The 13011-nt window shown below is 63.3% G+C and carries 11 protein-coding genes; 1 reads left to right on the top strand and 10 read right to left on the bottom strand.

The window, feature by feature from the left end:
• Positions 1-30: 30 nt before the first annotated feature.
• The 3 genes from FJW07_RS00885 to FJW07_RS00875 are packed head-to-tail and all read right to left on the bottom strand — an operon-like array spanning position 31 to position 4906.
• On the bottom strand, positions 31-549 hold the full coding sequence (locus FJW07_RS00885) for an acetone carboxylase subunit gamma (RefSeq protein ID WP_140853852.1): 519 nt from the start codon (positions 547-549) through the stop codon (positions 31-33).
• Positions 550-554: 5 nt separating this feature from the next.
• Positions 555-2750 carry a hydantoinase B/oxoprolinase family protein gene (locus FJW07_RS00880; RefSeq protein ID WP_140853850.1) on the bottom strand — a complete coding sequence of 732 codons (2196 nt, stop codon included), beginning with the start codon at positions 2748-2750 and terminating at the stop codon, positions 555-557.
• Between the two features lie 14 nt (positions 2751-2764).
• Positions 2765-4906 (bottom strand): hydantoinase/oxoprolinase family protein, encoded by a 2142-nt coding sequence (locus FJW07_RS00875; RefSeq protein WP_140853848.1) that lies wholly within the window; start codon positions 4904-4906, stop codon positions 2765-2767.
• 110 nt (positions 4907-5016) lie between these two features.
• Here FJW07_RS00875 and FJW07_RS00870 point away from each other — a divergent pair, with 110 nt between their 5' ends.
• Positions 5017-5796 (top strand): helix-turn-helix transcriptional regulator, encoded by a 780-nt coding sequence (locus tag FJW07_RS00870; protein ID WP_140853846.1) that lies wholly within the window; start codon positions 5017-5019, stop codon positions 5794-5796.
• A gap of 7 nt (positions 5797-5803) precedes the next feature.
• Here FJW07_RS00870 and FJW07_RS00865 read toward each other — a convergent pair whose 3' ends face one another.
• The 7 genes from FJW07_RS00865 to FJW07_RS00835 all read right to left on the bottom strand — a co-directional run bounded on the left by FJW07_RS00865 (position 5804) and on the right by FJW07_RS00835 (position 12989).
• Positions 5804-6385: a DUF1349 domain-containing protein gene (locus FJW07_RS00865; protein WP_140853844.1), complete on the bottom strand. Its 582-nt coding sequence runs from the start codon at positions 6383-6385 to the stop codon at positions 5804-5806.
• 9 nt (positions 6386-6394) lie between these two features.
• Positions 6395-7834 (bottom strand): aldehyde dehydrogenase family protein, encoded by a 1440-nt coding sequence (locus tag FJW07_RS00860; RefSeq protein ID WP_140853842.1) that lies wholly within the window; start codon positions 7832-7834, stop codon positions 6395-6397.
• Between the two features lie 115 nt (positions 7835-7949).
• A complete protein-coding gene (locus tag FJW07_RS00855; protein WP_140644786.1) occupies positions 7950-8435 on the bottom strand; it encodes a hypothetical protein in 486 nt (161 codons plus the stop codon).
• A 202-nt stretch (positions 8436-8637) separates the two neighbouring features.
• The gene (gene ugpC / locus FJW07_RS00850) at positions 8638-9705 is read right to left on the bottom strand and encodes a sn-glycerol-3-phosphate ABC transporter ATP-binding protein UgpC (protein WP_140853840.1); all 1068 of its coding nucleotides are present in this window, start codon (positions 9703-9705) and stop codon (positions 8638-8640) included.
• Between the two features lie 3 nt (positions 9706-9708).
• Entirely contained in the window at positions 9709-10557 is an 849-nt protein-coding gene (locus FJW07_RS00845; RefSeq protein WP_140853838.1) for a carbohydrate ABC transporter permease, read from the bottom strand.
• Entirely contained in the window at positions 10557-11480 is a 924-nt protein-coding gene (locus tag FJW07_RS00840; protein WP_140853836.1) for a sugar ABC transporter permease, read from the bottom strand. The genes FJW07_RS00845 and FJW07_RS00840 overlap by 1 nt, the downstream gene beginning before the upstream one ends.
• A 231-nt stretch (positions 11481-11711) precedes the next feature.
• Entirely contained in the window at positions 11712-12989 is a 1278-nt protein-coding gene (locus FJW07_RS00835) for a sugar ABC transporter substrate-binding protein (RefSeq protein ID WP_140853834.1), read from the bottom strand.
• Positions 12990-13011: the final 22 nt, after the last annotated feature.

Genomic DNA, 13011 nt, shown 5'->3' with positions numbered 1-13011 from the left:
TGTTGACGCAATTCCGGACGGAAAACCGCTTCACACTTTTCCTGGAATTGCTCTCGTTGACGACTCCAGCGGCTTGCCGAGCCAGTCGCGATAAAAGCCTTCGAGGTCCGGCTCGAAATCATGCACGATCGGATAGCCGGGCGCAGCCGCCTCGACCTCATGCAGCGTGCCGCATTCAGGGCAGATGAATTCGCGGATTTCCATCCAATCCGGATCCGGCAGGTCGCTGTTGGGGTAGATCTCGCGCAGCGTCTCCTCTGTGTCGCGCACGATGATCGCGGCCTTCAGCTTCCAGTTCCTGCGGTAGTCGCCGAAGGAGTGGCCGCATTCGCATTTCGTCACCCGCTCGTCGCCGCTCTGGCAGATGAAGAGGTGGTCGCCGACCGGGAGCAGGATCGGGTCCTCCCAGCCGACACGGTCCTGCAGCACCGCGACATATTTGAAGAAACGGTCGTCGTCCTTGTAGGCGCTCATGATGCGGCGCGTCTGCGGCCACGGCAGCGTGCCGGCAACCAGATCGGCGATGACTTCCTTGCTGTATGAGGTCATGGTCCTTACTCCACGCCGAAGGTCGATTTGGCATCGACATCCCAGAAGGTCGAAAAGTCCTTGGTGAAGCGCGGCGAGAGCTTGATGGCGCTGGCATACATCTTCTTCACCTCGGGTGCGAAACCGGCCGCCTTCACCCGCTCGCGCTCCTTGGCCATCCATTCCGAAACCGGCCTGGCGTGCGCCAGGCGCTTCGCCCGCATTTCCGCGCGATGGCGCTTGGTGGCTTCCAGATTGGCGACGGGGAAGCCCTCCTCGTCCTCGTCGAGCACGATGCCGAAGATGCCTTCGGCCGCTTCCCTGGTGAGGAAGCCGTTCTCGACGTCCCAGGCGGTCTTGACGGGATCGCGCTCCAGCACGTCGCCGTAACCGCCGCCGCCATTATAGGAGTGGGTGAAGACGTCACCGGTCTTGTGCGGCGCGGTGATGTACGGCCCTTCAAGCGTCACATGCTCGCCTTCCAGCCGCAGTTCCAGCTCCGAGCGGTAGGGATTGGTGCCGGTGTGGTGCGCCAGCGGCGCGCCATTTTCGGCCAGCTCGAAGATGTTCGAATCCCGCACCGCGCGATGCTTCTGGCAGGTCGGCGCCGGATAGCCGCCGCACAGGCCGCCATTGTCGAAGACGCGCGAGGAATGCTCGGAGGTCACCAGCCTGAGATGATCGGTCTTGGAAACCAGCCAGGTCGACAGGAAGGAACAGCCGCCGCGATATTTGCCGGCGCCGCCGGAATTGGGAACGATCGACCTGCCGATATAGAGCATCGGCATGTTCTGTTCCCAGATCTCGATGTTGCCCATGTCGGATTCCGGATTCCAGCCGACATAGGCTGTGTCCAGCCCGTCCTTGATGGCCAAGGCGCCCGAGCCGGCGGCGGCGCATTCGAAATGCGCCATGCCGAAGGGCGTGCCGTACTGGCTGGTGCCGCCCATCTCGATCATCGGGCTGTTGACCTGGCCGACAAAGGCTTCCTCGACGAAGCCGCGCGCGATGAAGGAGCGCGACAAGAGCCGCTGGAAGACGCCATAGGCGGGCAGCAACAGCGCCCAGGAGGTGGCGGTCGCCACCATCTCATTGTCGGGGTTGGTCCAGGTGCCGTGCGGCAGCTTCAACTCGGTCGCCATCCATGCGCCGTCATTGACCAGGCCCTCGAAGTTCATGTGCTGCGTCAGCGTCACGAACATGCCGCCATCCATGCCGGCCGGCGTGCAGTTCATCGAATGATAGCCCCAGGGCTGCGTGCCCTCGAAGTCCATCTTGATCTTGCCGTCGCTGGTGATCTCCATCTCGATCGGGATGTTGTAGAGCCAGTCGGGATCGCCGAGCGGCTGGTAGCCGGGCTTGCCCTTGGTGACGTGGCCGTAAAAAGTGTGGCCGCGGTAGATGCCGGGCACCGTGAGCTGGCGCGTGCGGGCGAGCTGGGCGCGGCGGCCTTCCTCGATGAACTCCTTCGACACCTGCATCCAGTAGTCGAGGCCGATCTCGTCGATCAGCGCCTTGACGCTTTCGCGCATGTCGATGCAGGAGGCGACCTTGGCCTTCTCGTCGAGCACCCAGTAGATCGGCATCCTGAGATTGCGCTCGCAGCGGATGACGTAGTCGCGCCGCAGTTCGTCGTTCTGGCCGACCTTTTCGGCGCAGACGAACAGGCCTTCGGTAAAGCGCTCCTGCGCCAGCGCGACGTCGCCGCCTGGCGTGATGCCGCCGGCTTCGAGCTCGTGGCAGACGGCGCCGGCCCAGCCGACGAGCTTACCGGAATGGAAGATCGGCACGACGTCCATCACGTCCGGCACCTGCACGGTGCCGATGAAGGCGTCGTTGTTGGCGAAGATGTCGCCGTCGCGGATCTGCGGATTTTCCTCGTAGCTGTTGCGGATCATCCATTTGATGAAGCGGCTCATCGTGTGCACATGCACCATGATGCCGTTGGAAAGCGCGATCGCGTCGCCTTCCGGCGTGTAGATGGCGACGACCATCTCGCCGACCTCGCGCACGCCGGGCGAGGCGGAGATGCGGCGCGCCATCTCGCGCGCCGAGACGCAGTAGGCGCGCAGCTTCGTGTGCAGCGTCTCGAATTTCAGCGGGTCCTGGTTGCGCAGCTGAAGCTCGGTGATGCCGTCATAGCAGCCGGTCTCTTCCATCAGCCGTTCGGATTCGATCAGCCGTTCGCGGATGCGCAGCGCAGAGGCGGGTTTGTCCAGCATGGCGTTCGCCCTTCTCAAGCGTGGGTGTAGTGGAGCAGCGTCCATTCATCGACATGGACGCGGTCCTGCGGATGGACGACGAGCGTCGTCGCCGGATGTTCGATGATGGCCGGGCCGATGACCTCGTGACCGGGTTGCAGCAGGTCCATCTCGTAGAGATTGGCCTTGTGCCAGCGGCCGCCGATATAGGCCTCGCGCACGCCCTTATGGGCAGACGCCGGATCCGACTTGCCGAGCGGACGCTTGACCAAAGTTGGCTTCACCTTGTCGGCGGTGGCGATCAACCCGAGCTCGGTGATCGAGAAGCCGGCCTCGCCATAGCGCGAGACGCGGTGGTTGACCTTGGCATAGACCGCCTCGAACTCGGCGATGATCCTGCGCATGTCGTCGGCGGAGTGAATCGCCGACAGCGGCGCCATCACCTCGACGTCTTCCAACTGGCCGGTGTAACGCATCATCAGGAACGGCACGGTGTTGATCTTGGGAAGCGCGTGGCCGTCGGCGACCATTTCATCGACCGCGGCCTTGGTCAGGTCGTCCCAGACGTTGGTGACCTTCTTGCCGAAGGCGACCAGCTCGTCATCGCTGGCCCGCGCGCCGATGTCGATCTGGGTCGATACCGAATGGCGGCGCATGAAGTCGGCTGTGGTGCAGCCGAAGGCCGAGAAGGCGGCGGCGAACTGGAAGGTGATGATGTCCTTGAAGCCGATGCCCCTGGAGCAGCCGGCCAGATGCAGCGGCCCCGAGCCGCCGTAGGACAAAAGCGTGAATTCCGAAGGATGGATGCCCTGGCCCGAAATGACGCGACGCAGCGCGTTGTTGGCGTCGGCCTCCAGCATGTCGATCATGCCTTCGGCCGCTTCCTCGACACCGACGCCGAGCACCTGGGCGCATTTTTCCTCGAACGCTTTCCTCGCCTTCTCGACCTGCAGCACGACCTTGCCGCCAAGGAAGTAGTGGGGGTTCAGGCGGCCGAGGATGGCATCGCAATCGGCGATGGTCGGTTCGGTGCCGCCCTTGGCGAAGCAGATCGGTCCGGGGTCGGAGCCGGCGCTTTCCGGCCCGAGCGAGACCTTGCGGGTCAACGGATCGACCTTGAGGATCATGCCGGCGCCGGCGCCGATCGTGTCGAGATGCAACGTCGGCACGTTGAGCTTGAAGCGGTCCATCAGCGGTTCGTTCTCGATGCGTGTCTGGCCGCGCGTGATGACGCCCATGTCGAAGGACGTGCCGCCCATGTCCGAGCAGATCAGCGAGTCGTTGCCGATCAGCTTGCCGACATAGGCGGCGCCCAGGATGCCGCCGATCGGCCCGGAGATCATCGTTTCGTGCAGGCGCGGATGGTTGATCGAGGTCAGGCCACCGAAGGAGAGCAGCGTCTGCACGCCATATTTGAAGCCGTATTTCTTCGAGACGTCCTCGATGCCCTTCAACTGCTTGCGGCCGCGCGATGTGGCGTAGGCCTCGATCAGCACCGAGTTCAGCCGCGACTGCTCGCGGATCACCGGGCGCACCTCGTGGCTGGTGTAGACGAGGATGTCGGCGCCGGCGGCAGCGATCTCCTCGCGGCAGATTTCGGCGATGCGCTTCTCATGCACCGGGTTGACGTGCGAGAAGACGGTCATGATGCAGATCGCCTCGACCTTGTCGGCGATGAGCTTCTTGGCGGCGGCATACACCTCGTGCTCGTAGAGCGGCAGGATGACGTCGCCGAACTGGTCGATGCGCTCCGTCACGCCATGCGTGCGGCGGCGCGGCACCAGCGGATCGGGATGATGGTGGGTGACCGCGTGCAGGCGGTCGGCATAGGAATAATCCGCCCAGGCCTGCAGGCCGCGGCCCATCAGGATCATGTCCTCGAGGCCCTTGGTGGTGATCAGCCCGAGCTTGCGGCCGGTGCGCGACAACAGCGTGTTGAGCATGCCGGTGCCGGAATAGAGCACCACGTTGACGCCGGAGAACAGGTCCTGCAGCGAGATGCCCCAGGCATCGGCCGCGTCCTCTGCCGAAGCCAGGAAGCCTTCGGCCTCGTTCTTAGGCGTGGTCGCCGACTTGCCGATCTTGAAGTGGCCGTCCTGATCCACAAGGATCGTGTCGGTCATGGTGCCGCCAGCGTCGATGCCGATGACGATTGGATTGGTGGTGATCTGGTCCACGGGTCGCTTTCCCTTGCCGAGAATGACCACAGGCTAGATTCCCGGAGCCGGATCGCGCCATATGCCTAAAGACACAATGACCGCGCGGCGCGGTTCGCCGAGAAAAGGGCATGCGCATGGGCAATATCTGGGCGCCGCTGGCCAAGGCGATCGCCGCCACCGGCACCGACCGGCATGTCGACTGCGTGATCGACCTGATCGGCGCCGACATCGCGCATGACCTTGTGACGGTGACGCGCTATTCGGCGACCAGGACGCCGGAATTCGTCAAGCACCGGCGCTTCTCGGACGAGATGGTGCGGCGCTATCTCGACAATTACTATGTCTTCGATCCCTTCTATGCCTCGTGGCGGCGCGAGCGCCGGCTCGGCATCATGCCGCTCAAGGGACTGGCCGACGAGGAGGCCAAGCGCGGCCAATACATTGCCGGTTTCCTGGCGCAGTCGGAAATCTGCGACGAGGTCGGCATCCTGCTCGCCGACGGCGGCGACTGGTGCCTGGGCATATTCCTCGACCGCTCGACCGTATCGTTCAAGGACAGCGAGATCGCGCTGCTGACCGAGCGGCTGCCGGTGTTCGAGGCGCTGCATGCGCTGGACATCAAGGCGCGCGGCTCGGACTTTTCACGCACCTCGGCGCCGAGCGGTCCCGGCGCCTCGCCGCAGCAGAAACCCAGCATTCCGCAAAACCTGTGGCCGGAGCTGTCCTCACGCGAGCGCGAGCTGGTGCAGCTGATCCTCGCCGGCCATCCGACCGCCAACATCGCCGAGCGGCTCGGCATCACCGTCGGCACGGTGAAGAACCATCGCCGCCGCATCTATGAGAAGCTGGACATCACCACGGAGCGCGAATTGTTCCTGCAATTCTTCCAGCACCGGATGAACGGGTAGCGCCGCGTCAGTCGTGCAGGTTCCGCGAAATCGGCGGCCGGATGGTGAAGTCCGAAAAGGTGACCTCGAAACCCTCGCGCTGCGGCGAGCAGCACATCATGCCGACATCGACCGTTTTCGAGATCGGGAAATAGGCCAGCCGCACCGGCTTCCAGTGGCCACCCGAAGCGTCCAGATACTGGATGCGGATCGCCTCGGCGTGACGGGTCAGGCGGATCCGGACGCCGTCCTTGCCGGCAGCAATGGCGACCAGCGACCAGTCGGAGGTGTCGTTGGTGACGACGACGGAGAAGTAGGCCAGTCCGTCGGTGTATTCGATGCCGGCCTTGATCCAGTGCGTTTCGCTGAGGCGCAGCATCAGCCCCGCCTGATCGTAGAGCACCTTGTAGTCGCCCTGGACGGTGACCTCGGCGCTGAAATCACCCTCGACCGGGCGGTAGAGGAAATGGCCGTTGTCGCGCCAGAAGCCGTAGAAGGTCTCGCGCCAGAAGTCGGTGTCCTTGCCCGTCCGAACGGTGAGCGTGCCGTCGCCGACCGTGTGGCGCGGCGGCGGGTTGAGCCATGTCATGTCGTCCAGGGTTGACGCCATCGATCCCTCTTAGCCGGCGAATGTATAGGCGGTCTTCACCGTGGTGTAGAACTCCATGGCGTAACGGCCCTGCTCGCGCGGGCCGTAGCTCGAACCCTTGCGGCCGCCGAACGGCACATGGAAGTCGACGCCCGCCGTCGGCAGGTTGACCATCACCATGCCGGCTTCGGAATTGCGCTTGAAATGGGTCGCGTGCTTCAGGCTGGTGGTGCAGATGCCGGAGGTGAGGCCGAACGGCGTGTCGTTGGCGACAGTCAGGGCTTCGTCATAATCCTTGACGCGGATGACGTTGGCGACTGGGCCAAAAATCTCCTCGCGCGAGATGCGCATCGCATTGGTCGAACCGGTAAACAGCGTCGGCTGCAGATAGAAACCCGGTGTCTTGCGATCGAGCCGCTCGCCACCGAAGGCAAGCGTTGCGCCTTCCCTCACACCGATGGCGATGTAGTCTTCATCCTGCTTGAGCTGGGTTGCGTCGACGACGGGACCGATCTGAGTCTGCGCGTCGAGCGCGTCGCCGATGACGAGCTTGTCCAGGCGCTCCTTCATGGCGTCGACAAAGCGATCGTGTATGGCCTCGGTGACGATCAGGCGCGAGGAGGCCGTGCAACGCTGTCCGGTCGAGAAATAGGCGCCGTTGACGGCGCAATCGACGGCCGTGCCAAGATCCGCGTCATCGAGCACGACGAGCGGATTCTTGCCGCCCATTTCGAGCTGGAATTTGCGCATATGCTCGACGCTTGCGGCAGCGACGCGCTTTCCCGTGCCGACCGAGCCGGTGAAGGAGATGGCGTTGACGTCGGGGCTGTCGAGCATCGCTTGGCCGACAACCGAGCCCTTGCCCATGACGAGGTTGAGCACGCCCTTGGGCAGACCGGCACGATGCAGGATGTCGACGATGGTCCAGGCGCTTTCAGGCACCAGCTCGGCCGGCTTGAAGACGATGGTATTGCCGTAGGCCAGCGCCGGCGCGATCTTCCAGGCGGGGATGGCGATCGGGAAATTCCACGGCGTGATGATGCCGACGACGCCGACGCCTTCGCGGGTCATCTCGACGCCGACACCGGGCCTGACGCTCGGCACCATCTCGCCCGACAGACGCAGCGTCTCGCCGGCGAAGAAGTCGAAGAGCTGCGCCGCCCGGATCGTCTCGCCGACGCCCTCGGCCAGCGTCTTGCCCTCCTCGCGGGCCAGCGAGCGGCCGATCTCGTCCTTGCGCGCCATGATCTCGTCGGAGGTTTTCTTCAGCACCGCATGGCGGGCCAGCGGGCCTGAGCGCGACCAGGCCGGAAAGGCCGCCTTGGCGGCCGCTATGGCCTGCTTTGCCTGCTCCGGCCCGGCCGAAGCATATTCGCCGAGGACATCGTTGGTGTTCGATGGGTTGATGTTGCGCGAGCCGGCCTCGCCAAGCCACTCGCCGTCGATCAGGTTTTTGCGCAGCACGGTCATCTTGTTTTTCCTTGGGTTTTGGTCGCGGCGGCCTTCGACCGGGTCAATTGTCAGACAAATGATATAGCCATTGCCTGGCAGGAGGTCTACCAGCCATATGCGACAAAGCTAGGACTCAGGTCGAGAATGACCAGAACAGGCAGGCGAGCGTGACCGCGCCGAAGGCGACGAAGAACAGGCTTCTGAGCAGGATGTTGCGGCGAAGCTCGTTCATGGTGAGATGCGCCGCCACGATCGCCGCGACGAACAGGAAGCGCCAGTTGAACAGCGCCCAAAGCACCTCGTGCTGACCGAAGGCCCATCTGGCAACCAGCGAGCCGACGATCGTCGCGAAGAGCATGATCGTCGCCCAGAAGATCGCATCGGCTGCATGGGTCAGCACGATGCCGGCGGCGCGGATCGGCAAGATCATCATCAGCATGGCGCCGAAGAAATAGATGGCGGCGATCGCCAGGAACGAGCCGGCGTCGGCGATACCGTCGAGACGCTTCACGCCATACGCCCCATAGGGGTAGCCGTGCCTCGCCACGGCCAATGACAGCGCCATCAGCAAAGCGCTCAAAACCGTGATCAGTGCGAATGTGCCGAGGGCCTTGCTCATGCCTTTTCCTGTCGAGACGAATCAGCAGGAGTCTAGCAATCAAAATCCGCAATTCACCTGTCGATATTCTCGAAGGCGCCGACCCTTGAGCGATCAAATTGTCGCCATCACCAGCGCAACGATCGTACCCGAGTTGAACACCCACATCTGCCGCCGGTGCGTTGCTGGCGAAGCCATCCAATGACGCGTCGCTGTTGGCCAGCTAGCCGATCCGATTTCCGCTCTTTGGATCGAAGAGGTGCAGCGCCGCCGGATCGGCAGCGAGGCGGATGGTGTCACCCGGCCTCACGTCGCTGCGTCCCATGACGAAGACGCAGATCTGCTGGTTGGCCAGCCGGACATAGAACTGCGTCGACAGGCCGAGCGGCTCGACCACCTCGACCTCGGCCTTCAGCGCACCATCGTCGACCAGTCTGATATGCTCGGGCCGCAGGCCGATGGTGAGCGCATCGCCGTCCTGCAGCGGCAAACCGTCCGGCAATCCAAGCTTCTGGCCGTCGGCGAGCACGGCATCGGCCTTGCCGTCCCTGGCGACCTTAGCCGGCAAGAAATTCATGCCGGGCGAGCCGATGAAGCCGGCGACGAAAGTGTTGGCCGGCCGGTCGTAAAGCTCGAGCGGACGGCCGACCTGCTGGACATAGCCGTCATGCATGACGACGATGCGGTCGGCCATGGTCATGGCCTCGACCTGGTCGTGGGTGACGTAGACCGACGTGGTCTTGAGCTGCTGGTGCAGCGCCTTGATCTCGGCGCGCATATGGACGCGCAATTTGGCGTCGAGGTTGGACAGCGGCTCATCGAACAGAAAAACTTTCGGATCGCGCACGATGGCGCGGCCCATGGCGACGCGCTGGCGCTGGCCGCCGGACAGCTGGCGCGGCAGGCGGCGGAGATAGGAGTCGAGGCCAAGCCGCTTGGCGGCGGCACCGACCCTGTCGTCGATCGTCGTCTTCTCGGCCTTCTTCAGCAGCAGGCTGAAGCCCATATTGGAGGAGACGTCCATATGCGGATAGAGCGCGTAGGACTGGAACACCATGGCGATGTCGCGATCCTTCGGCGCGACGTCGTTGACCAGCCGCTCGCCGATATGGATCTCACCACCGGTGACCTCTTCGAGGCCGGCAATCATGCGCAAGAGCGTGGACTTGCCGCAGCCGGACGGGCCGACCAGCACGACGAACTCGCCATCGGCGATCTCGAGGTCGACGCCATGCAGGATGCGCAGCGCGCCATAATCCTTCTCGACGTTTTGCAGCGTGACGGAAGCCATCGATTATCCTTTGACCGCGCCGGCAGTGAGGCCGGTGACGAGATAGCGTTGCAGGAAGGCGAAGAAGACGCAGACCGGAATCAGCGCCAGGATCGAGGCCGCCATCATCTGCCCCCAGTCGACGGCGAACTTGCCGATGAAGGTGAGCAGGCCGACGGCGAAGGTCTTCTGCTCGTCGCTGGAGATCAGCATCAGCGCGAACAGAAGCTCGCTCCAGGCGGCGGTGAAGACGAAACCCAGCGTGGCGCCCATTCCCGGCAAGGTCAGCGGCACGATCACCCGGCGCATCGCCTGAGCACGGGTGCAGCCGTCGATCATCGCCGCCTCCTCAAGATCCCTCGGGATGCCGTCGAAGAAGGACTGCATGAGGAAAGTGGCGAAGGCGGTGTTGAAGGCTGTGTAGATGATGATCAGACCGATCAGGCTGTTGGTGAGGCCGAGATCGCCCATGATGCGATAGATCGGCGGAATGACCATGACCAGCGGGAAGGTCTGGGTCAGCAACAGCAAGATGGCCAGCGTTGCCTTGCCGCGGAAGGTGAAACGCGACATGGCGTAGCCGGCGAGCGTGGCGATGACGGTGACAAAGGCGGCCGTCGACACCGAGACGATGACGCTGTTGAGGAAATAGCGTGGAAAGTCGGAGGCTTCGAGCACGGTGACGAAGTTCTGGAAGGTCGTCTGCGACGGCCAGAAGGTGATGCCTTCCGAATAGAGCAGGCGCTCCGGCGTCACCGAGATCTTCAGCGTCCAGAAGATCGGGAACAGCGCGAAGATCACGTAAGCCGCGACCGCCCCGTAGAGCCCGATGCCGCCGAAAATGCGCGAGGAAGTGGAGCGACCGGCGATCATCAGACGTGCCTCACCAGGGTGCGGCGGATAGCGATCAGCCCGATGGCGTAGGCAATGAGCAGCACCAGAAGCAGCACCGCCACCGCCGATGCATACCCCTTGTCGAGCGACTTGAAGGCACTGACATAGATGTAGACCGGCACCGTGCTGGTCGAGCCGGCCGGCCCGCCCTCGGTCATGACGAAGATCAGGTCGGCGAAGGTGGCGATCCAGATGGTGCGCAGCATCACGGTGATGACGATGGTCGGCGCCAGGAAGGGCAGCGTCACCTTGGTGAAGCGCTGCCAGGGCGAGGCGCCGTCGATGGCTGCAGCCTCATGCAATTCGGAGGGGATCGACTTCAGCGCGGCAAGCAGCGTTATGGCGAAGAACGGGATGCCGAACCAGATGTTGGCGACGATCGGCCCCCACATGGCAGTGGCCGGATCCGACAGCACATTGGTCGGCTCCGCCTTGAGGCCAAGCGCGAAGAGCCAATGCGGCAGCGGCCCGATGATCGGGTTGAACAGCCAGGCCCAGGTGAGGCCGGAGAGAAAGGACGGCACGGCCCAGGGCAGGAACACAACTGCCTGCACGAGCTTGCGGCCGTAGAACGGCTTGTCGAGCAGCAATGCGAGACCCAAGCCCAGAAAGAACTGGAAGAACAGGCTGGCGACCGTCCACCACAGCGTGTTGATCAGCGCCTGACCGAGCACCTGGTCGGAGAGCATCGCCTGGTATTGGCCGAGCCCGACATATTCCGACTTGAAGGCGGAGAATTTGCGGAACGAATAGCTGATGCCGATGATCAGCGGCACCAGGAGCACGATGACCAGCAGAACGATAGCCGGCGAAAGATAAAGCCACGGCTCGATCGCGGCCTTGCTGAGGCGCCGCTTGCGCGGCGCGGCGGCGGATCGGATTTCGGACACTGCGTAGGTCATACGTTCTGGCTCTACGGTGGTGATTGGGTGCCGGGGACGGCGACAGCGTCCTTCTCCCCGTGAACGAGGGAAGATGCCGGTTCACCCTCCGTAGCAGCGGCGCAGCTGCTGCGAAGGACGGGCAGGCAGATGAGGGGCGGCGCTAGCTTCTCAGAACTCGGCGCTGCCCCTCATCCGGCCCTATCGGGCCACCTTCTCCCCGTAAACGGGACGAAGGAAAAGGCCTGCGCCTTACTTCTTGTTTTTCGCCAGCCAGTCCTGCTGTTCCTTGGTCAGGAACTTGGCCCATTCATCGGCGACATCCTTGGCCGGCTTCTGGCCGAGCAGCACTTCCTGAAAATTCTTGATCGCCACCTGGTCGACGAAGTTGCCGAGGTTTTCCAGATGCGTCGGCGGCGTCACCATTTCATATTTCGAGCTGTCGTTGAGCTCGGTGAACCAACCCTTGAACTGCTCGGTCTTGAAATGCGCGTCCTGGTCGGCGCCGTTGTGGATCGGCACGACGCCGACTTCCTTGGCCCATTCCAGATTGTCCTTTGGTGACAGCAGTGTCGCCATCAGCTTCCAGGCTTCGTCCTTGTGCTGGGAATTGGCGAACATCGCCCAGCCGGCATAGCCCAGCGTCGGATAGGATTTGCCGCTCGGGCCGACCGGCAACGGCGCAACCGCGAAGTCGTCGGCGCTCATCTTGTCGGCGATGCCGAGCAGCGCGTCCGGATCCTGGTTGAGCATGGCGCAGGTACCGGAATAGAAGCCGGTCACCGTTTCGTTGAAGCCCCAGCTCACGGAATCTTTCGGCGCCAGACCGTTCTTGTACATGTCGGCCAGCATCTGCAGGCCCTTGACCGAGCCTTCGTCGTTGATGGTCGAGACACCGTCGTCGGTGAAGTAGCCGCCCTTGCCGTCGGCGATGTTCATGAACATGTGCATGCCGTTGAAGGCGCCGGGCCCGCCGCGCAGGCAGTAGCCATATTTACCCGGGATGGCCGAGATCTTCTTGGAATCGGCGACGAACTCATCGAGCGTTGCCGGCGGGCCGTCGAGACCAGCTTCCTTGAACAGCTTCTTGTTCCAGAACAGCGCGTTCACATAGTAGCCGTAGGGGATCATGAACTGGGTGTTGTTGACGGTCGAGCCGAACTGCTTGGCGCGGTCGCCGAGCGTCTTGGCGTCGGGCCATTTGGCCATGAAGGGACCGAGATCCTCGAGCTGACCGTTGTTGGCATAGAGGCCCATCCAGCGTTCCGGCATCTCGACGACGTCGGGCGTGTCGCCGGCCTGCACCATGGTGAGGAACTTCTCGAAGGCCTGGCCCCAGGGCAGCGAGACCACTTCCACCTTGATGCCCGGATTGGCGGTCTCGAATTCGGCGATCTGCTTCTTCAGGAATTCGGTGCGCGGCGGGCTGGTGATGACTTCGACCAGCTTGATGGTGGTGTCGGCCAGCGCGCCGCTGGCGGAGATCGCCAGGCCGGCTACGGCGGCAAGCATGAAGGTCGGTCTTTTCATGTTCAGGACTCCCATTTTTGAT

The organism is Mesorhizobium sp. B3-1-9 (assembly GCF_006439595.1).
In the GTDB taxonomy this organism is placed as follows: domain Bacteria; phylum Pseudomonadota; class Alphaproteobacteria; order Rhizobiales; family Rhizobiaceae; genus Mesorhizobium.
The sequence above is the reverse complement of the archived record's forward strand: the minus strand, read 5'-3'. Positions and strand labels throughout refer to the sequence as shown.

Coding starts and splice junctions, on each gene's coding strand:
- FJW07_RS00880 (WP_140853850.1), bottom strand. CDS start 2,750: ATGCTGGACAAACCCGCCTCTGCGCTGCGCATCCGCGAACGGCTGATC.
- FJW07_RS00860 (WP_140853842.1), bottom strand. CDS start 7,834: ATGACCGTGCTGCGCAAAAACCTGATCGACGGCGAGTGGCTTGGCGAG.
- FJW07_RS00885 (WP_140853852.1), bottom strand. CDS start 549: ATGACCTCATACAGCAAGGAAGTCATCGCCGATCTGGTTGCCGGCACG.
- FJW07_RS00855 (WP_140644786.1), bottom strand. CDS start 8,435: ATGAGCAAGGCCCTCGGCACATTCGCACTGATCACGGTTTTGAGCGCT.
- FJW07_RS00865 (WP_140853844.1), bottom strand. CDS start 6,385: ATGGCGTCAACCCTGGACGACATGACATGGCTCAACCCGCCGCCGCGC.
- ugpC (WP_140853840.1), bottom strand. CDS start 9,705: ATGGCTTCCGTCACGCTGCAAAACGTCGAGAAGGATTATGGCGCGCTG.
- FJW07_RS00870 (WP_140853846.1), top strand. CDS start 5,017: ATGCGCATGGGCAATATCTGGGCGCCGCTGGCCAAGGCGATCGCCGCC.
- FJW07_RS00840 (WP_140853836.1), bottom strand. CDS start 11,480: ATGACCTACGCAGTGTCCGAAATCCGATCCGCCGCCGCGCCGCGCAAG.
- FJW07_RS00845 (WP_140853838.1), bottom strand. CDS start 10,557: ATGATCGCCGGTCGCTCCACTTCCTCGCGCATTTTCGGCGGCATCGGG.
- FJW07_RS00835 (WP_140853834.1), bottom strand. CDS start 12,989: ATGAAAAGACCGACCTTCATGCTTGCCGCCGTAGCCGGCCTGGCGATC.